Raw genomic sequence first — 585 nt, 5'->3', positions numbered from 1 at the left:
ATCAACTTGATCGTCAAACTCGCAAGCTACAAGAAAGCTACCGTCGTGACAGTCGCACGGGGCTGCAAAATCGCGTGGCGCTGCAAGAGCGCTTAAGTCACATCGATTGTGACGAGCATTTGTTAACGCTTAAGCTGCTTAATTTCAGCCACATCAACGAAAAGTACGGGTATCGAGTCGGAGACCAGCTGCTCAAAGATCTGTCGATGCATTTTACCAATCGATTGAGAAAGCGCTTAGGCATGCCAGCGGCGCTGCAACTGTACAGCATTGGTGTAGGTGAGTGGGCTTTTGTGTTTAAGGCTGAACAAAGTAGCGAGACGATAAAACAGCACTTTACTCGTTTTGCTGATGCGGTTGAGCAAACTAACTTTGAGCCGCTCGGCCTGCGCGAAATTGATTACCTGTCTATTTCCTTGTGTGGTGGCTTGGTTAGCCGTCGTGATTTTCCTTCGGCTTCTCCTGATGAGCTCTTATTAAAAGGCATAGAAGCGCGTCGTTCTGGCGTTCGCAGCAACACACATATTTGCAACGCTAAAGACATCGAAGTCAGTGAAGATGTACGTAAAGAGCAACTAGGGTGGT

1 protein-coding gene is annotated in these 585 nt (G+C 48.0%); it reads left to right on the top strand.

Going from position 1 to position 585, the window contains the following annotated elements:
* On the top strand, positions 1-585 hold a 585-nt coding region (locus R7044_RS26805; RefSeq protein ID WP_225456182.1), incomplete at both ends, for a diguanylate cyclase domain-containing protein.

It is taken from the genome of Vibrio sp. 1402 (genome assembly GCF_033340275.1).
The sequence above is the reverse complement of the archived record's forward strand: the minus strand, read 5'-3'. Positions and strand labels throughout refer to the sequence as shown.